The following is a 16792-nucleotide window of genomic DNA, read 5'->3' on the forward strand; positions in this document are numbered from 1 at the left end:
CCCTGGTTGGTAGGTGTCGCCCGGATAGCAGAGCAGGTCGCTAGCCATCGACTGCGACGCTACCCCCGCAACCGCGTCGCCGCAGCGCAGGCGCGCGCTGGCGCGCCGCGGCGGCGCGGGTCAGGAAACGAACTGGGCCAGTGCGGGGTCGTCGGCGACGCCCCAGGCGGCGATCCGCTCCGAGATCACCTGGCGCAGTTGCTCGGGGCCGAAGATGCCGGCCTCGGCCATCTTGGCCACCTTGTCCTGGTAGGCGTCGATGTCGGCGCCGATGACCTCCAGCGCGCCGGCCTGCGAGGCGATGGCCGCGATCGTCTCGTCGCGGTGGGTGGTCAGGCAGTGCGCCACCAGGTTGGCGAAGAACTCCTCGTGGCGCTCCTCGTCCTTGGCGATCCGGTCGACGAGCCCGTTGAGCACCGGCTCCTCGATCTGGGCGCGCAGGTTGCGGCAGAACACGGCGTGGGAGCGTTCGAAGAACGACATGAACACCAGGGTCTCGATCTGGCTGAGCCGCTCCGCCCGGTAGCCCTTCATCACGTGCTCGACGCGGACGTTCTCGTTGGCCGTCGGGTCGATCTCGCGGGTCACCACCAGGTACTCGCGCAGCGCGATGGCGTGCAGGTGCTCCTCGGCGGTCCACCGGCCGATCCAGGTGCCCCAGTTCTCCTCGAGGATGAAGTGCTCCACCAGCTCGCGGTGGTAGCTGGCCAGGCTGTCCTTCATGATCAGCAGGATCTCGCACGCGTCGGTGACCGTCCGCGGCAACGAGGCCTGCGACGGGTCCCAGTCGCGGCCCCCCAGGAACGCGAAGTTCTCGCCCTGCTCGAACGGCACGTAATCGTGGGCGTACCAGGTGTCCTCGGTGTCGAGGTGCCGGTCGTAGTTCTCGCCCACCAGCGGGTCGAGCTCGAGCGTCAATGCGCTAGCGACAGGTTTCTGTGCCATGAGGTAACTGTAACCAAGGTTTACGTCAAATGTGAAATTCAGGCGTGTCGGCCCACCAGCGGCCAGTCCTCCAGCCCCTCGTAGAGCGGGAAGTCCCTGGCCAGCTTGGTAACCCGGGCGCGCAGCGCGTCCACGTCCGCATCCTGGCCGGCCGCCAGCGCGGTGGCGATGACGTCGGCGACCTCACGGAACTCGGTCTCGGCGAACCCGCGGGTGGCCAGCGCCGGGGTGCCGATCCGCAGCCCGGAGGTGACCATCGGCGGGCGCGGGTCGTTGGGCACCGCGTTGCGGTTGACGGTGATGCCGACCTGATGCAGCAGGTCTTCGGCCATCTGGCCGTCCAGCGGCGAGTCGCGCAGATCCACCAGCACCAGGTGCACGTCGGTGCCGCCGCTGACCACCGACACCCCCGCCTTGGCGACGTCGTCGGCCAGCAGCCGCTCGGCGATGATGCGCGCCCCGGTCAGGGTGCGCTGCTGGCGTTCGGCGAACGCCGGCGTGCCGGCGATCTTCAGGGCGACGGCCTTGGCGGCGATGGCGTGCATCAGCGGGCCGCCCTGCTGGCCGGGGAAGACCGCCGAGTTGACCGTCTTGGCGAACTCCTTCTTGCCCAGGATCAGCCCGGACCGCGGGCCGCCGAGGGTCTTGTGCACGGTGGTCGACACCAGCTGGGCGTGCGGCACCGGCGAGGGGTGCAGCCCGGCGGCCACCAGCCCGGCGAAGTGCGCCATGTCCACCCACAGGGTGGCGTCGACCTCGTCGGCGATGGAGCGGAACGCCTCGAAGTCGAGGATGCGGGGATAGGCCGACCAGCCGGCGATGAGCACCTTGGGCCGGAACTCGCGGGCCTGGGCGCGCACCGCGTCCATGTCGACGAGGTGGGTGGTCGGGTCCACCCCGTAGAAGGCGGTCTCGTAGAGCTTGCCGGAGAAGTTCAGCCGCATGCCGTGGGTCAGGTGCCCGCCGTTGGCCAGGTCCAGGCCCAGCAGCTTCTCACCGGGGCTCATCAGCGCGTGCAGCACCGCGGCGTTGGCCTGCGCGCCGGCGTGCGGCTGGACGTTGGCGAACTCGGCGCCGAACAGCTCCTTGGCGCGGTCGCGGGCGATGTTCTCCACCACGTCGACGTACTCGCAGCCGCCGTAGTAGCGCCGGCCGGGCAGCCCCTCGGCGTACTTGTTGGTCAGCACGCTGCCCTGGGCCTGCAGCACCGCCCGCGGCACGAAGTTCTCCGAGGCGATCATCTCCAGGGTGTCGCGTTGCCGCCCGAGTTCCTTGCCGAGCAGGTCGGCGATGTCGGGATCGACCTCGGCCAGCGAGGCCGACATCACGGAGGTGTCGGAAGAAGCATGGGATGCAGCAGTCACGTCGTCCAGTCTGTCACGGGCGGCGGGGCACCGATCATCGAGCTACCCGCGCCCGATCAGCGGGTCTGCTCGCGCAGCGCCGACGGGATCAGCGGTTCGTCCAGCAGCCGGGTGAACCGTTCGGCCAGGCTCACCCCGGCCGGCCGTGCGTCCAGCCAGCCGCGCAGCAGCCGGTAACCCTCCACGTAGGTGGAGGTGTAGGCCCGCCACAGCGGGGAGGACAGGAAGCGCAACATCTGCCGGGCCCGGGTGTCGTCGACGAGCAGCCAGCGCCGCAGGTAGCCGGCGACCTCGTCGACGTCGCGGTGCTCGTCGTGCAGCATCAGCGCCGCGTCCTGCCGCACGCTGCCCAGCGCCGATGCGGCCTCGGCGATCGCCTCGGCCCGCTCACCGTCGAAGCGCAGCCCCAGGTCGGCGTAGATCTCGGCGGCCCACGGCCCCCAGCCGGGACCGACCGCGGCGTGCAGGGCCAGGTCGGCCAGCCCCTCGGCCATCAGGCACTGCGGGGTGTTGACCAGAAAGATGGTCTGCTCGGCCTGCCCGAGCCGGGCGACCAGCCCGGCTTCCTTGCGGCAGTGCTCGGTGTGGTGGCCCGGGTAGGACTCGTGGGCCACCAGCCGCGGCAGGTTGGACATCAGTTGTTTCAGGTCGGCGTTGACCGCCACGGTGGAGCGGTAGTCGCCCAGGTAGTAGTTGAACCCCGACCAGGGTTTGTCGGTGACCACCTCGTAGGTGATCGTCTCGGTCTCGGGCAGCGGGTAGTCGGCGCGCACCCGGTCGCGCAGCGCCGAGGAGAACGCGTGGATGGCCGCCTCGAGCCGGGCCGGCGGGATCTCCTCGCCGCGCCGGTGTTCGGCCATCCGGTCGGCCAGCGGCCCGGTGCCGCCCAGGGCGTCGTCGAGCCGGCGGTGCGCCTGCCGGTAGGTGTCGGGGTCGGCCTTGGCGATCTCGACGTCGAAGTAGGCGCGCACCTCCTCGACGAAGCCGACCGGTTCGCCGGCGAACTTGCGGGCGGCGCAGGCCAGCGCCGTCAGGTGGGCACGCAGGTAGGCGGCGCGGTCGGCGTCGAGGCCGCCGGGCAGCGCCGCCGACAGCTCCTTGGCCCGGCGGGCCAGGGCGGCCGGGTCGGGGGCCGGCTCGTCGGCCACCGCGGTGCGCAACGCCGGGTCGCCGGTGAACGCGTCGACGTAGCCGGGCTCGATGCGATCGAAGCGCAGCCCCAGCAGCAGGTATTCGCGGATCAGTGCGGCGGGCTCCATGGCCGTCCACGCTAGCGGCGAAACTCGCCCCACCCGCTCCCGGGCCGAGGCGGGCTGAGAGACTGGCCTTATGCCGCGGCTGAGCGAGCCGAGCCCCTACGTGGAGTTCAATCGGAAAGAGTGGCGTGCCCTGCGCATGTCGACCCCGTTGCCGCTCACCGAGGAAGAAGTGCTGAGCCTGCGGGGTCTGGGTGAGCAGGTCAACCTCCGCGAGGTCGAGGAGGTCTACCTGCCGCTGGCCCGTCTGCTGCATCTGCAGGTCGCGGCCCGGCAGGGACTGTTCGCCGCGACCGCCGAGTTCCTCGGCGAGCCGCCGAAGAACCCCGACCGGCCGGTGCCGTTCATCATCGGGGTCGCCGGCAGTGTGGCGGTCGGCAAGTCGACCACCGCCCGGTTGCTGCAGGCGCTGCTGGCCCGCTGGGATCGCCATCCGCGGGTGGACCTGGTCACCACCGACGGCTTCCTGTACCCCAACGCCGAGCTGGAGCGGCGCAACCTGATGCACCGCAAGGGGTTCCCGGAGAGCTACAACCGCCGCGCCCTGATGCGGTTCGTCACGGCGGTGAAATCCGGCTCGGACTACGCCTGCGCGCCGGTGTACTCCCATCTGCACTACGACGTGATCCCCGGCGAGAAGCAGGTGGTCCGCCACCCCGACATCCTGATCCTGGAGGGCCTCAACGTTCTGCAGACCGGCCCGACGCTGATGGTGTCGGACCTGTTCGACTTCTCGCTGTACGTCGACGCCCGCATCGAGGACATCGAGCACTGGTACGTCTCCCGGTTCCTGGCGATGCGCTCCACCGCGTTCGCCAACCCGGCGTCGCACTTCCACCACTACTCCGGTCTCGACGACACCCGCGCCATCGCCGCGGCCAAGGACATCTGGCGCTCGATCAACCGGCCCAACCTGATCGAGAACATCCTGCCCACCCGGCCGCGCGCCACCCTGGTGCTGCGCAAGGACGCCGACCACTCCATCAACCGGCTGCGCCTGCGCAAGCTGTAGGCCGCCCCCGGTCAGGGCCCCGCGAACGCGGCGATCTCATCGGCGGTGAACGCCGGCTGGTCCCGGCAGACGAAGGTGCGGCTGTCGGGCACCTCGACCAGCTTCGCGTCGGGCAGCATCGTCGCCCAGCGCTCGGCGTGCCGGAACGGGAAGAACGGCGCGTTGCGCGGCCACAGCAGCAACACCGGCGCGCGCAGCCCGGCCAGCCGTTCAGCCGCGGCGAGTGTGTCGGCGTTGTCGATGCCGCGCAGGAACCGGCCGACGTCGGCGCGCACCGCCGGGTCGGTGCTGAACGGGCGCATCCAGCCGGCCAGGGCCCGGTCCGGGGCCGGTCCCTTCGCCAGCGTCCGGTAGACCAGCCGCTGCACCCAGCGGGCCCGCAGCAGCACCCCGCCGAGCGCCAGCAGTCCGGGCACGCGCGGCGCGACCTGCAGCACCCGGATCGACGGCGGCAGGAAGTTGTCGAAGGAGTCACACGGGGTCAGCACCACCCGGGAAACCCGGTCGCACCCGTCGGCCAGCAGCAACTGGACCAGCGCGCCGCCGGTGTCGTTGCCGACCAGGGTGACCTCCCGCAGGTCGAGTGCGGCCAAAAACTCCCCGATCGCTTTGGCCACCGCCCGCGGGTGCAGATCGGCGCCCGGCCGGGTCGGCGCCGTGTGCGCCCCCAGCGGCCAGTCCGGGGTCAGGCAGCGGAATCGGTCGCGCAGCCGGTCGGTGACCGGCTGCCAGAGTCCGCCGTCGACGAAGACGCCGTGGACGAACACGAGCGGCGGGCCGGTGCCCTCGTCGCGGTAGCGGATCGTGCCGATGCTCAGCTCGATCGCACGGTCGGCGGGCTGCGGGTCGGGTGGGTTCGGCATGGTTGCTCCTCAACGGTGTCTGCCGGCGTGATCGACACCATTGATGCTGCTCAGCGGCGGCTGCCAGGTGCAGACGTCGCACTGCCACCTACTGCCAGATCGCCGGGCGCCGACGCGCCGGTGCGCAATTCGGCGGCGATCAGCCGCGCCGCCGCGTTCTGCCAGTTGTGCAGGGAGCGTTGGGGCACCTCGGTGACCAGCCACTGCCAGGCCTGCCGGGCGGTGGGGTCGAGTCCGGCGGCGGTGGCGTTCTGGGCGTAGGCCCGCACCCCGGCGACGTAGGGGAAGTACAGCGCGTTGTAGTGCCGCCACTCCTCGGTGGTGCCGAAGTCGCCGCCGCCGCGGGGCTTGAGCCGGCCGATGTGCTCGGCCAGCAGCGCTTTGAGCTCGACCGCGCGGGCCAGCGGCTGGTCCGCGGTGCCGCGGTCGGCCAACCGCTCGTCGATGGCGGGCAGCGCGGTCAGCGGGCTGGCGATGAGTTTGGGCAGGTCGCCGTAGTGGCTCAGCGCGCGCCGGGTCAGCCGGGCGAAGGTGGCGTCGTCGAGGTCGTCGAGGGGGCCGCCGGCGCGCAGCGGCAACGCCGATTCGGTGTCGCGCAGGGCGGCGCGATCGGCCCGCAGCCCCGGGGCGTTCCAGAACGCCACCCGGTCCAGCAGACCCGACAGCGGGCCGGCGAACACCTGCAGGGTGATCGCCACCGCCAAGGTGGTGAATTCCAGGATGGTCAGCGTGGCCGCCCCGGCCTCGGTCACCGCCATCGCGACCAGCACCTGGACACCGAAGACCGCGGCCACCGCGACCGCGCCCAAAAACGAGCGCAGCATGTCGGCGCGCAGCGCCTGACCTTCGTCGAAGGCGTCCCACAGCGCCACCGCCACCCCGAGCAGCAGCACGTCGAACCCCGTCGACGCCAACGCCACCCCGCTGGGGATCAGCCCCAGCGGGATGATCAGGATCGCGTTGGCCAGGGCGAAGAACAGGGTGGCCACCACGACCACCCCGACCACCGAGCCGGGTTGGGCGGGCCGCACCAGCGCGTGGCCCATGGCCGCCAGCGTCGACAGCGAGATGACCGCGAACATCAGCCAGTGGCCGCCGCGCAGCGGACCGCCGACCCCGCCGGCCAGCGTCGCCGCCACCAGCAGCGCGCCGGCCACCGCGGCGGTCAGCACCGCCGCCCGGGTCCGGCTCAGCCAGCGGTCGTCGGTTCGGGCCAGCTCCAACAGCACCGCGAACCAGGCCGTGGCGGGCACCGCGACCAGGTAGATCTCGACGCGGTTGAGCATCCCGACGTGCCCGACCAGCCGGACCGCGTCGACGGCCACCACGGTGGCGAACCCGCACAACCCGATCGCCGCCCACACCAGCACCGGTTTGCGCGGATTGCGCGCCAGCAGATACAGGCCCAGCCACCAGCTCAGCGCGAACACCACCGCCGACAGTGCAGCCACGTTTTCCAGTTTGGCACGGCACGGTCCGCCGGACCGGCGAGAACGCTCAGCGGCCGTAGCGGCGGTGCCGGGCGCTGTAGTCGCGCAGCGCCCGCAGGAAATCGACCCGGCGGAACTCCGGCCAGTACGCCTCGGTGAACCACATCTCGGAGTAGGCGCTCTGCCACAGCAGGAACCCGGAGAGCCGCTGCTCCCCCGAGGTGCGGATGACCAGATCCGGATCGGGTTGCCCAGAGGTGTACAGGTTCTCCGAGATGGCTTCGGCGGTCACCGCCTCGATGAGTTGCTCGCCGCTGCGGCCCTCGGCCAGTTCCTTGCCGAGCAGGGCGCGCACCGCGTCGACGATCTCGCGGCGGCCGCCGTAGGCGACGGCGACGTTGACGTGGAACCCGCCGTTTTTGTCGCGGGTGGAATCCACCGCGTCGCGCAGCCGGCGGGAGGCGTCGGCGCCGAGCAGTTCCAGGTCACCGACCGTGCGCACGCTCCAGCGGTTCTCCGGCGCGCAGATCTCCTCGACGACCTCGGTGATGATCTCGATGAGCGCACCGAGTTCGTCGGCGTCGCGCTGCAGGTTCTCGGTGGACAGCAGGTAGACGGTGGCCATCTCGATGCCGGTCTCCTGGCACCAGCGCAGCATCTCGGCGATCTTGGCGGCGCCCATCCGGTAGCCGTAGCTGACGTCGTGGTAGCCGGCGTCGCGCGCCCAGCGCCGGTTCCCGTCGCACAGCACCGCGATGTGGCGGGGCAACTCCGAGCGGTTCGCGGCCAGCCCCTGGCGCAGACGCAGCTCGTAGAGCCGGTAAACCGGCTCTTTGAGACGCTGCGGAATGATCGCCACGAAAACCGAGACTACTGTGAAGGTCGGCAGCGTCCACCGGTGATCCCGCAGGAGGGAAGGCAAGAGTGAGCATCGACACCGGCCCCCACCCCGTGCCGCAACTCGACTTCGCACCGCCGCCGGTGGCTGCCCGGCCGCGCGCCCGCGGCTGGATCCACCTGGTCTCCGCGGTGGTGGCGGTGATCGCGGGCACGACGTTGATCGCGGTCACCTGGCCGCTGGCCGGGCTGATGGCCGGCCTGTCGACGTTCGTCTACACCGTGTCGGTGGTGGGGATGTTCGCGGTGAGCGCCACCTACCACCGCATCACCTGGTCGTCGGTGGCCGCCCGGATGCGCATGAAACGGGTCGATCACGCGATGATCTTCGTGTTCATCGCCGGCACCTACACCCCGTTCGCGGTGCTGGCGATGACGCCCCCGCAGGGCCGGCTGGTGTTGACCGTCGTCTGGGGCGGCGCGCTGGCCGGGGTGCTGCTCAAGGTGTGCTGGCCGACCGCGCCCAAGTGGGTCGGGGTGCCGCTGTACCTGCTGCTGGGCTGGGTGGCGGCGTTCTTCATCGCGGTGATCATGCACCACGCCGGGGTGGCGGCGATGGTGCTGCTGGCCGTCGGTGGCGCCCTCTACAGCATCGGGGCCATCCTCTACGCGGCGCGGTGGCCCGACCCGTGGCCGACGACCTTCGGCTACCACGAGTTCTTCCACGCGCTGACCGCGGTCGCCGCGATCTGTCAGTACATCGCGATCTGGTTCGCCGCGCTGTACTGACCGCTACCGAACCGCCCTCAGAGTGCGACCACGTTCTCCGGCGACCAGTAGGCCTTCATCGCGGCGATCTTGCCGTCCTCGGTGAACGCCATCACGTCGATCGGTTCGATGCTGATCCGGTTCTCCCCGGCCTGCATGGTCAGCCGGAACAGGAAGGCCGCTTCGTTGCCGGCGACCCGCAGGGTGACCAGTTCGGTGGTGGCCTTCCCGGCCTGCAGCGCGGAGTAGAACCGCCGGATCGACTCGGGGCCGATGTGGACGTCCCCGCCGACCGGGTCCTCGACGGTGGCGTCGTCGGCGTAGAGGGCGACCAGCCCGTCGGGGTCGCCGGCGGCGACCAGTTCCAGGTAGCGGTTGACGGTGTCGGTGATCTGTTGCCTGCGTGCTGCGGCGGCTTCTGCGGTGGCCATGCGCGGCAGGTTACACCGCCGCGACGCTAATCGCTGAGCGCCGCGGCGAGGTCGCGCACGGAGGTGACCGGCAGGTCGCAGACGGTGCCCCGGCAGACGTAGGCGGCGTCGGCCCCGCCGACCCGGTCGCGGCCGACCAGCAACTCGGTGGAGCCGGCCGCGCCGCCGACCACCACCGCGCCGCCGGGGGCCAGCCGGCGGGCACCGGCCAGCAGCGGCGACCGGCCCGGGTCGCAGGCGACCGCGATCTGCAGCGGGCCGCGCACCGCCGCCTCGGCCACCGCCAGCCAGTGCCCGGCCCCGCGCGGCGCGCGCTCCAGCAGCACCGTGTGGGCGGCCAGGGTGTCCAGGGCGGCCTGCCGGTAGCGGCCGGCGCGCTCCGCGTCGACCAGGTGCGCCGCGGTCAGCAGCGCTTCGGCGATCGTCGCCGCCCCCGACGGGGTGGCCCCGTCCATCGGGTCCGACGGCCGGTAGAGGATCTCTTCGGCGTCATCGGCGCTGTCGAACCAGCGGCCGGCCCGCTCCGGGTCGGTGAAGTGCCGCAGCGCGGTGTCGAGCAGGCCGCTGGCGGTCTGCAGCCAGGCGGGCTGACCGTCGAGCTGGTAGAGGGCGAGCAGCCCGACCGCCAACGCGGCGTGGTCGTCGAGACCGCCCGGGCTCTCCCCCACCGTTCCGCCCAGGCTGGACCGGCGCAGCCGGCCGCCGACCAGGTGCCGCTCGGTGATCGCGTGCGCGCAGCGCGCGGCGGCCTCGGCCAGACCCGGCTCGTCGAGGGCGACGGCGGCCTCGACCAGCGCGGTGATCGCCAGGCCGTTCCAGGCGGTGACGACCTTGTCGTCGCGGGGCGGCTGCGCCCGGGCGCGCCGGGCGGTCAGCAGCGCGGCGCGCACCCGCTCCAGCCGCTCGGGGTCGTCGGGGTCGGCGGGCAGCCGCAGCACCGACCGGCCGGCTTCGAACGTGCCCGCCGCGGTGACCCCGAAGGTCTGCTCCGCCCAGCGGCCGTCGTCGTCGCCGAGCGCCGCGCGGAGTTCCTCGGGGGTCCAGACGTAGGTGGCGCCCTCCCGCCCGGCGGTGTCGGCGTCCAGCGACGAGGCGAACATCTCGTCGGTGCCCAGATCGGTGCGCAGGAACTCGGCGGTCTGGGCGGTGACCCGGCGCGCCAGCGGGTCGGCGGTGCGCCGCGCCCAGTGCGCGTAGGCCCGCAGCAGCAGCGCGTTGTCGTAGAGCATCTTCTCGAAATGCGGGACCACCCAGGCGTTGTCGACGCTGTAGCGGGCGAATCCGCCGGCCAGCTGGTCGTAGATGCCGCCGCGGGCCATCGCCGCGCCGGCCCGCTGCACCGCGGCGAGCGCCCCGGCCGATCCGGTGCGTTCGTGGTGCCGCAGCAGCGCCTCCAGCAGCGCCGACGGCGGGAACTTGGGGGCATGGGGGCCATCGGAGGCGCTGCCGAAGCCGCCGTGGACCCGATCCTCGTCGGTGAGCACCGCCGCCACCGCCGCGTCGCACAACGCGGCGTCGAGCGCCGGGCCGCCGCCGGGCACCCCGGCGGCCATCGCGGCCAGCTCGTGGGCGATGTGGTCGGAGGCCTGCTCAAGTTCGTCGCGGCGGGTGCGCCAGGTGTTGGTGACCGCGGCGAGCAACTCGACGAACGCGGCGGGCGGGTAGTAGGTGCCGCAGTAGAACGGGCGGCCGTCCGGGGTGAGGAAACAGGTCATCGGCCAGCCGCCGTGCCCGGTCAACGCCACCGTGGCGCTCATGTAGACCGCGTCGAGATCCGGTCGCTCCTCACGGTCCACCTTGATGCAGACGAAGTCATCGTTCATGACCGCGGCGATCGTCGCGTCGGCGAACGACTCGTGGGCCATCACGTGACACCAGTGGCAGGCGGCGTAGCCGATCGACAGCAGGATCGGCACGTCCCGGTCGGCGGCCTCGCTCAGCGCCTCGGGCGTCCACTGCCGCCAGTGCACCGGGTTGTCGGCGTGCTGGCGCAGATACGGGCTGGTCGCCGCGGCCAGGGTGTTTTTCCCGGCGCGGTCAGGTCTGCTCATGCGGTTTCCCGCGGCGTGCCTCGTCGGTGATCGGGGGGTGTTCCAGGGTGCCTTCGTCGGCGGCCTGGTCGGGTTCGGGGTGGTCCGGGTCGAAGGTGCCGGGCAGCTTCTTGAGGTGCCGGTTCATCGACCGGATCAGCAGCACGGTGCCGATCAGCAGCAGCACCACCACCAGCAGCCCGAACGGGCTGGCCTTGCCGAACTCCGGGCCGGTGTTGGGCGGGGCGCCGTCGGCGTAGAGCCCGCTGGTCAGGGCCAGCGTCCACAGCAGAGTCACTCGGGGTCCTCGATTCCGGTGAAGAGGTCGGTTTCCGGCAGTGTCGTGCGCACCCGGGATCGGGCCAGCTCGTACTCCTCGGTGGGCCACAGCCGCTGCTGCCAGTCGATCGGGGCGGCGAAGAAGTCGCCCTTCGGGTCGATCTGGGTGGCGTGGGCGCGCAGCGCGTCGTCGCGGCGGTCGAAGTAGGCGGCGCACTCGACGCGGGTGGTGACCCGCTGGGCGAAGTGGTCGTGGTTGGGGTCCCACCGCGCCAGCCACTTCCCGAACGGGCCCTGCTTGCCGTGTCTGGCGAACTCGTCCTGCAGCAGTTGCATCCGTTCGCGCAGGAAGCCGTGGATGTAGTACAGCTTGGAGACCGACCACGGGGCGCCGGCCTCGGGGAACTGCGCCGGGTCGGCGGCGGCCTCGTAGGCGGCGATCGACACCTGGTGGCAGCGGATGTGGTCGGGGTGCGGGTAGCCGCCGTTCTCGTCGTAGGTGGTCATCACGTGCGGCCGGAACTCGCGGACCACCTGGACCAGCGCCGCGGTGGCCTCCTCCATCGGCGCGCACGCGAAGCAGTCCGCGGGTAGCGGCGGCGGCGGGTCGCCCTTGGGCAGGCCGGAGTCGATGAATCCCAGCCAGGTGTGCTCGACGCCCAGGATCTTGGCGGCCTCGGCCATCTCGTCGCGGCGCACCTCGGCGATGCGCCCGCGCACGTGCGGCAGGTCCATGGCCGGGTTGAGGATGTCGCCGCGCTCCCCGCCGGTCAACGTCACGACCATCACGCGGTGCCCCTCATCGGCGTACCGGGCGACGGTGGCCGCGCCCTTGCTGGCCTCGTCGTCCGGGTGGGCGTGCACCGCCATCAACCGCAGTCCACTCACGTGCCTCCACCTGCCTGTGTCCGGTCGTGTCGTTCTGGTTCCAATAGTTCCATTTTGTCGTTGACCACCCGATAGTCGATCCTGTCACCATGACCCAACCCGCCTCACCCGGCCCTGGCAGCCGGTACGGTCGCCGCCGCCTGCCCGGCTCGCCGCGGCGGCGCGTGATCATCGCCGTGTCCGTGCTGGCGATCGCCGCGGGCACCGTCATCGCGGTGCTGGGCTACCAGCGGTTCGGCAGCGACGACGTGAGCGGCAAGCTGGTGGCCTACGAGCTGATCGACGACGAGACGGTGTCGGTGACCGTCACGGTGACCCGCTCCGATCCGTCGCGGCCCGCGCAGTGCATCGTGCGGGTCCGGGCGAAGGACGGCAGCGAGACCGGGCGCCGGGAGGTGCTGGTGCCGCCGTCGGAGCAGGCCACGGTGGTGGTGACCACGATACTGAAGTCCAGCGCGAAGCCGGCGATGGGCGATATCTACGGCTGCGGCACCGACGTGCCCGATTACCTGCGCGCGAGCTGAGAGCCGGGTCACGTTCGCCCCGCCGAGTGACGCACCGCGGTGGTATCGTGTCTGCAATACACGGTTCCCGCCGGGGCCGTGTATTGCTGCATTAGCGCGGGTACAGACGTAGACCGCTGCGAGACGGCAATACACCGGGTGACCGCGTCGTTCCCAGCGGACGGCGGCATCGACCGCCCGGAGCACCACCCTCGCGTAGACGACACAAGGAGCGTGACCAGATGACGGAGACTCAGCTGACGTGGCTGACCCAGGAGTCACACGACAAGCTCAAGGCCGAGCTGGACCAGTTGATCGCCAACCGTCCGGTCATCGCCGCGGAGATCAACGACCGTCGCGAGGAAGGTGACCTGCGGGAGAACGGCGGCTACCACGCCGCGCGGGAGGAGCAGGGCCAGCAGGAGGCCCGCATCCGCCAGTTGCAGGACCTGCTGAACACCGCGAAGGTGGGCGAGGCGCCCACCCAGTCCGGGGTGGCGCTGCCGGGTTCGGTGGTGAAGGTCTACTACGACGACGACGAGTCCGACACCGAGACCTTCCTCATCGCGACCCGCCAGGAAGGCATCCACGAGGGCGACCTGGAGGTGTACTCACCGAACTCGCCGCTGGGTGCCGCGCTGCTCAACGCCAAGGTGGGCGAGAAGCGCAGCTACACGGTGCCCGACGGCAGCACCATCACGGTGACGCTGCTCAGCGCCGAGCCCTACACCGGCTAGCCGCCCTCGAGCTAAACACCCTCGAGGGCCTGCTGCAGGTCGGCCTGCAGGTCGGCGACGTCCTCGACCCCGACGGAGAGCCGGACCAGATCGTCGGGCACCTCCAACTGGGAGCCCGCCGTCGAGGCGTGCGTCATCGCCGCCGGGTGCTCGATCAGCGACTCCACCCCGCCCAGCGATTCGGCGAGGATGAACAGTTCGGTGCCCGCGCACAGTTTCTCGGCGGCCGCCCGCCCGCCGTGCATCCGCACCGACACCATGCCGCCGAAGCCGTGCATCTGTCGGGCGGCCACCTCGTGGCCGGGGTGGTCGGGCAGCCCGGGGTAGTACACGGCGGCGATCGCCGGGTGGCCCAGCAGCATCTCGGCGAGCGTGGCGGCGTTCTCGCTGTGCCGCTGCATCCGCAGCACCAGGGTCTTCAGCCCGCGCAGGGTCAGGTAGGCGTCGAAGGGGCCCGGGACCGCGCCGGCGCCGTTCTGCAGGAACGCGAACGCGGCGTCGGTTTCCTCGTCGTCGGTGACCAGGGCCCCGCCGACCACATCGGAGTGCCCGCCGATGTATTTGGTGGTGGAGTGCAGGACGACGTCGGCGCCCAGGGTCAGCGGCTGCTGCAGCGCCGGGGAGGCGAAGGTGTTGTCGACGACGACCTTCGCTTGGGCGGCGTGCCCGATCTCGGCGAGCGCGGCGATGTCGGCGATCGACAGCAGCGGGTTGGTGGGGGTCTCCACCCAGATCAACCGGGTTTTGTCGGTGACCGCGGCGCGGACTGCGTCGACGTCGGAGAGCGCGACCGGGGTGTAGTCGATCCCCCAGCCGGTGAACACCTTGTCGATCAGGCGGAAGGTGCCGCCGTAGGCGTCGTCGGGAATGATCAGGTGATCGCCGGGGCGCAGCAGCGCCCGCAGCGCGGTGTCGCTGGCGGCCATGCCGGAGCCGAACGCGCGGGCGAACCGGCCGGCCTCGACGGCGGCGAGCGCCGTCTCCAGCGCCGTGCGGGTGGGGTTGCCGGTGCGGGCGTACTCGTAGCCGCCGCGCATGCCGCCCACCCCGTCCTGGGCGAAGGTGCTGCTGGCGTAGATCGGCGCGTTGACCGCGCCGGTGGCCGGATCCGGCCGGTAGCCGGCGTGGATGGCGGTGGTGGACAGGCCCGGCGATCGTCGGGTCGAACGTTGTTCACTCATCGCCGTCCCAGCCTAGCCGGTGGTCGGGATCCGGGTCAGCGCGTCGGCAGGCAGACCGTCGACATGATCTTGTCGGCCAGCGTCTGCCGCTTCTCGTCCCACAGCGGGAACAGGTAGCCGATGCACAGGATGACCGCGTCGACGAAGTGGGCGAGCTGGCGCACGATCGACAGCCCGAAGCCGATGGGCTGGCCGGTGGCCTCGCCGACGACCTTGAACTTCAGCACCGACTTGCCGATGCTCGACCCGGTGGTGCCCTGCCGGTAGCCGAAGTTCCAGAGGGCGTAGGCCAGCACCGCCAGCGCGGCGAGCAGGACGAGCGCACTGCCGGCCCCGGTGAACGCCACCACACAGGTGCCGCCGTGGCCGGTAGGCGATCCGTAGCACTGCCTGTCGCCGGTGGCCAGCGCGAATCCCCAGGCGAGCCCGTACACCAGCAGCGGCGGGATGCCGTCGATCAGCGCCGCCCCGACCCGGGTGGCCCAGGACGTGTACGCCGTCTGCGGCAGGTTGCCCACCGCGCCGGGCGCGCTGTACCCGGGCGCCGGCGGCGGATAGTTCCCCGGCGGCGGCGGCGGGTAGTTGCCCGGGGGTGGGGGCGGGTAGTTGCCCGGGGGCGGCGGCGGGTAGTTGCCCGGCGGAGGCGGCGGGTAGCCGCCGGGCGCGCCCTGCGGCGGCGGGTAACTCCCCAGCGGGGGCGGCGGATGCCCACCCGGCGGGGGGTAGCCCCCTGGCGGCGGGTAGTTGCCCGGCGGCGGGTAGGTCATGCGCGCTCCTCGGAGTCGGTGCGGTGGAGTGCCAGATTAGCGCGGCCCGGCCCGGCCCGGCCGCATTATCTGCGGCGCGTGCCCTCCGACAGGAACCCCAGCAGGTCGTGGCGGGTGATGACGCCGACGGGTTTGCCCTCCTCCACCACCATGACCGCATCCTGCTCGCGCAGCGCCGCGGCGACCTCGCCGAGCAGCTCCCCGGCCCCGATCAGCGGCAGCGGCGGGCTCATGTGCTTGTCCACGGCGTCGGCGAGCTGGGCGCGACCCTCGAACACCGCGGAGAGCAGTTCGCGTTCGGAGACACTGCCGGCGACCTCCCCGGCCATCACCGGCGGTTCGGCGCCGACGACCGGCATCTGCGACACCCCGTATTCGCGCAGGATGCCGATCGCGTCGCGGATCGTCTCCGACGGGTGGGTGTGCACCAGATCGGGCAGCACACCGGATTTGCCGCGCAGGACGTCGCCGACGGTGGGTTCGCGGGTGGTGCCGTCGAGCCGGGACCGCAGGAACCCGTAGGAGGACATCCACTCGTCGTTGAAGATCTTCGACATGTAGCCGCGGCCGCCGTCGGGCAGCAGCACCACGATCAGCGCGTCCGGCCCGGCTTTCTCCGCGACCCGCAGCGCGGCCACCACCGCCATCCCGCACGACCCGCCGACCAGCAGCGCCTCCTCGCGCGCGAGCCGCCGGGTCATGTCGAAGGAGTCGGAGTCGGAGACCGCGATGATCTCGTCGGGGATCGCCGGGTCGTAGGCCTTCGGCCAGAAGTCCTCCCCGACCCCTTCCACCAGGTAGGGCCGGCCGGTGCCGCCGGAGTACACCGAGCCCTCAGGGTCGGCGCCGATCACCGTGACCGGGCCGCCGGGCCGGTCGGCGGAGACCTCCTTGAGGTAGCGGCCGGTGCCGCTGATCGTGCCGCCGGTGCCGATCCCGGCCACGAAGTGGGTGATCTGGCCGTCGGTGTCGGCCCAGATCTCCGGCCCGGTCGTCTCGTAGTGGCTGGCTGGGCCGGCCTGGTTGGAGTACTGGTCGGGCTTCCAGGCCCCCTCGATCTCGGCGGTGAGCCGGTCGGAGACGCTGTAGTAGCTGTCGGGGTGGTCCGGCGGGACGGCCGTCGGGCACACCACCACCTCGGCGCCGTAGGCGCGCAACACGTCGCGCTTGTCCTCGCTGACCTTGTCCGGGCAGACGAACACGCAGCGGTACCCGCGCCGCTGGGCCACCAGCGCCAGCCCCACCCCGGTGTTGCCCGAGGTGGGTTCGACGATCGTGCCGCCCGGTTTGAGCAGGCCGGCGGCCTCGGCGTCGTCGATCATCTTCACCGCGATGCGGTCTTTGGAGCTGGCGCCGGGGTTGAGGTATTCGATCTTGGCGACCACGCGCCCCGCTCCGGGCGGCACCACCGAGTTCAGCTGAACCAGAGGGGTGTCGCCGATGAGTTCACTGATGTGAGGGGCTATCCGCATGAGCCCCATCGTCCCAGGTCGCTACGGAC

17 protein-coding genes are annotated in these 16792 nt (G+C 71.6%); 4 read left to right on the plus strand and 13 right to left on the minus strand.

The window, feature by feature from the left end:
- Positions 1-120: 120 nt before the first annotated feature.
- The 3 genes from A5643_RS15455 to A5643_RS15465 form a co-directional block, all read right to left on the minus strand.
- On the minus strand, positions 121-945 hold the full coding sequence (locus tag A5643_RS15455; protein ID WP_066857438.1) for an acyl-ACP desaturase: 825 nt from the start codon (positions 943-945) through the stop codon (positions 121-123).
- A 38-nt stretch (positions 946-983) separates the two neighbouring features.
- Entirely contained in the window at positions 984-2270 is a 1287-nt protein-coding gene (gene glyA / locus A5643_RS15460) for a serine hydroxymethyltransferase (protein ID WP_066857440.1), read from the minus strand.
- A gap of 95 nt (positions 2271-2365) precedes the next feature.
- Positions 2366-3568: a DUF885 domain-containing protein gene (locus A5643_RS15465; protein ID WP_066857443.1), complete on the minus strand. Its 1203-nt coding sequence runs from the start codon at positions 3566-3568 to the stop codon at positions 2366-2368.
- Between the two features lie 70 nt (positions 3569-3638).
- On the opposite strand from A5643_RS15465, the gene coaA reads away from it, so the two are divergent.
- Positions 3639-4577, plus strand: a complete 939-nt coding sequence (gene coaA, locus A5643_RS15470) for a type I pantothenate kinase (RefSeq protein WP_066857446.1) — start codon at positions 3639-3641, stop codon at positions 4575-4577.
- Between the two features lie 11 nt (positions 4578-4588).
- On the opposite strand, the gene A5643_RS15475 is transcribed toward coaA, so the two are convergent.
- Genes A5643_RS15475 through A5643_RS15485 form a run of 3 tightly spaced genes read right to left on the minus strand, consistent with a single transcriptional unit; the run spans position 4589 to position 7729 of the window.
- A complete protein-coding gene (locus tag A5643_RS15475; RefSeq protein WP_066857449.1) occupies positions 4589-5440 on the minus strand; it encodes an alpha/beta fold hydrolase in 852 nt (283 codons plus the stop codon).
- 50 nt (positions 5441-5490) lie between these two features.
- Positions 5491-6891 carry a hypothetical protein gene (locus A5643_RS15480; protein WP_231995614.1) on the minus strand — a complete coding sequence of 467 codons (1401 nt, stop codon included), beginning with the start codon at positions 6889-6891 and terminating at the stop codon, positions 5491-5493.
- Positions 6892-6937: 46 nt separating this feature from the next.
- Positions 6938-7729 carry a (2Z,6E)-farnesyl diphosphate synthase gene (locus A5643_RS15485; protein ID WP_066857452.1) on the minus strand — a complete coding sequence of 264 codons (792 nt, stop codon included), beginning with the start codon at positions 7727-7729 and terminating at the stop codon, positions 6938-6940.
- Between the two features lie 92 nt (positions 7730-7821).
- Between A5643_RS15485 and trhA the strand changes: the two genes are divergently transcribed.
- Complete coding sequence (gene trhA, locus A5643_RS15490; protein WP_502686249.1) at positions 7822-8496, plus strand: PAQR family membrane homeostasis protein TrhA; 675 nt, start codon at positions 7822-7824, stop codon at positions 8494-8496.
- A 17-nt stretch (positions 8497-8513) separates the two neighbouring features.
- Here trhA and A5643_RS15495 read toward each other — a convergent pair whose 3' ends face one another.
- From A5643_RS15495 to mca, 4 genes are read right to left on the minus strand one after another with little or no spacing between them, the layout of a single operon-like run.
- A complete protein-coding gene (locus A5643_RS15495; protein WP_066857455.1) occupies positions 8514-8906 on the minus strand; it encodes a nuclear transport factor 2 family protein in 393 nt (130 codons plus the stop codon).
- Positions 8907-8932: 26 nt separating this feature from the next.
- Positions 8933-10957: a thioredoxin domain-containing protein gene (locus A5643_RS15500; protein ID WP_066857458.1), complete on the minus strand. Its 2025-nt coding sequence runs from the start codon at positions 10955-10957 to the stop codon at positions 8933-8935.
- Positions 10944-11228 (minus strand): hypothetical protein, encoded by a 285-nt coding sequence (locus A5643_RS15505; protein WP_066858036.1) that lies wholly within the window; start codon positions 11226-11228, stop codon positions 10944-10946. Before A5643_RS15505 ends, A5643_RS15500 begins: the two co-directional genes overlap by 14 nt.
- 2 nt (positions 11229-11230) lie before the next feature.
- The gene (mca, locus tag A5643_RS15510; protein WP_066857461.1) at positions 11231-12103 is read right to left on the minus strand and encodes a mycothiol conjugate amidase Mca; all 873 of its coding nucleotides are present in this window, start codon (positions 12101-12103) and stop codon (positions 11231-11233) included.
- Between the two features lie 89 nt (positions 12104-12192).
- Here mca and A5643_RS15515 point away from each other — a divergent pair, with 89 nt between their 5' ends.
- A complete protein-coding gene (locus A5643_RS15515) occupies positions 12193-12627 on the plus strand; it encodes a DUF4307 domain-containing protein (protein WP_066857464.1) in 435 nt (144 codons plus the stop codon).
- 221 nt (positions 12628-12848) lie between these two features.
- Complete coding sequence (gene greA, locus A5643_RS15520; RefSeq protein WP_066857467.1) at positions 12849-13343, plus strand: transcription elongation factor GreA; 495 nt, start codon at positions 12849-12851, stop codon at positions 13341-13343.
- Positions 13344-13354: 11 nt separating this feature from the next.
- Here greA and A5643_RS15525 read toward each other — a convergent pair whose 3' ends face one another.
- The 3 genes from A5643_RS15525 to A5643_RS15535 form a co-directional block, all read right to left on the minus strand.
- A complete protein-coding gene (locus A5643_RS15525; protein ID WP_066857470.1) occupies positions 13355-14524 on the minus strand; it encodes a cystathionine gamma-synthase in 1170 nt (389 codons plus the stop codon).
- Positions 14525-14559: 35 nt separating this feature from the next.
- Complete coding sequence (locus A5643_RS15530) at positions 14560-15291, minus strand: RDD family protein (protein ID WP_066857472.1); 732 nt, start codon at positions 15289-15291, stop codon at positions 14560-14562.
- Between the two features lie 65 nt (positions 15292-15356).
- Entirely contained in the window at positions 15357-16763 is a 1407-nt protein-coding gene (locus A5643_RS15535; protein ID WP_066858039.1) for a cystathionine beta-synthase, read from the minus strand.
- Positions 16764-16792 lie beyond the last annotated feature (29 nt).

Source organism: Mycobacterium sp. 1274756.6, from assembly GCF_001668625.1.
Taxonomy (GTDB): Bacteria; Actinomycetota; Actinomycetes; order Mycobacteriales; family Mycobacteriaceae; genus Mycobacterium.